The 1874-nt window shown below is 47.4% G+C and carries 1 protein-coding gene; it reads left to right on the top strand.

Annotated features, from left to right (window positions below; all coding sequences use genetic code 11):
- The coding region (locus ABYW01_RS20645; protein ID WP_372836393.1) for a putative bifunctional diguanylate cyclase/phosphodiesterase at positions 1 to 1834 on the top strand (1834 nt) is incomplete at its 5' end.
- Positions 1835 to 1874: the final 40 nt, after the last annotated feature.

Consider the following 1874-nt stretch of genomic DNA (forward strand, 5'->3'; position numbering starts at 1 on the left):
CCCAATCTACGATACCGCTGGGCGTTGCAAAGGGTTGGTGGTGTTATTGGATGACAAGCCCTTACGGATGGTTGAATCAATTCGTTCACTGATGCAGATTACCGCCAGTCGAGTCAGCGCGGAGCTGCAGCGTCAGTCTTTGGTGCAACAGCTTCAGTTAACTGCCAGTGTATTCGAAAATACCTGTGAAGGAATTTTGATTGCTGACGCTCAGAAACGGATTGTGGCAGTAAATCATGGCTTTTGTGCTGCAACAGGTTTTTCGGAAGAGGAAACGTTGGGTAAGTTGCCGGAAGAGTTGTTCTGTCCAAAGCATCACGACGAGCGTTTTCATGATGGATTGTGGTGGGAGGTCAACCGCACGGGATCATGGCAGGGAGAGGTCTGGAATCTGCGTAAAGAGGGAGATGCGATCCCTTGTATTCAGAGTATCGAGCAGGTCGTCGATGATCGCGATAATGTGCTGCAGTATATTAGCGTCTTCACCGATATTACTGAGCAAAAGCGTTCTGAAGAACGGATACAGTATTTAGCCCATTATGATGTGTTGACCGATCTGCCAAACAGGATTCTGTTCAATGATCGTCTGAAGCATGCGATTGAAAGGGCTAGTCGACAGAGCAGCCGGTTGTCAGTGCTCTTCATCGACCTTGATCGTTTTAAATATGTAAATGATACCCTCGGCCATCAGCAGGGAGACCTGTTGCTGAAGAAAGTTGCAGAGCGGCTAAAAGAATGTGTACGCCAGGCAGACACTGTAGCGCGTTTAGGGGGGGATGAATTTACAATCTTACTGGAAGATGTGGAGCGTCCGGATATGCTCGCAGGCATTGCCGATAAGATTCTGAGTACACTTAGTGAATCGATTGAGCTTGACGGTCACCAGGCGGTGGTTGGCTGTTCGATTGGCCTTAGCGTATATCCTGATGATGGTGGCTCAGCAGAGCAGTTGTTAAAACATGCCGATACTGCAATGTATTATGCCAAGGAAAATGGGCGCAATACCTATGCATTTTATTCGCCTGAGTTGAGCAGAAGCAGTTACGAGCATTTTCGCCTTGAAAATGAGCTGCGTACGGCGATTGAACGCCAGCAATTCTTACTGCACTATCAGCCACAGCTTGAGGTGGGATCTGATGGGATTTTCACTGTAGAAGCGCTGGTGCGCTGGCAGCTTAAAAGCGGAGAGCTGGTGCCTCCTGATAGCTTTATTCCGCTAGCGGAAGAGACGGGCCTGATTGTTCCAATGGGAGAGTGGATTCTCAACAGCGCCTGCGCCCAAGCACGACAGTGGAATAAAAAAGGGCTTAATATTCGTGTCGCCGTTAATATTTCCGGGATACAGATTATGCGTAGTGGCTTTGTAGAAACCGTGGAAAAAGCACTGGAGGCCAGTGGGTTGCCTCCACACTTGCTGGAACTCGAAGTGACTGAAAGTTACGTGATGAATCATATAGAGGGCGTAGTGGAAACGCTGACTCGGGTTAGAGAGCTGGGGGTAACCCTTTCAATTGATGACTTTGGCACAGGATATTCATCATTGAGTTATCTGAAACAACTCCCAGTGGATGTGCTTAAAATCGATCGATCTTTCATTAGCGATATTCCCATGGACAGTGATGATGAAAAAATCGCATCTGCGATTATCGCAATGGCTCACAACCTCAGTTTGAAAGTGGTTGCCGAAGGGGTTGAAACTCAACAGCAGTTGCAGTTTTTGAAGCAGAGGGGGTGCGATTTGGCGCAAGGTTATTTCATAGCACGTCCTATGACGGCGGATATGCTGGAAGATTTTATGCGTGATAAAAGTCGTAAAGTTTATGCTGTTTCGTAGTTGAAAATATCGATGTGGTAATTCTCAAACTGCTCTAACG

It is taken from the genome of Pontibacterium sp. (genome assembly GCF_041587635.1).
Classification (GTDB): domain Bacteria; phylum Pseudomonadota; class Gammaproteobacteria; order Pseudomonadales; family Balneatricaceae; genus Pontibacterium.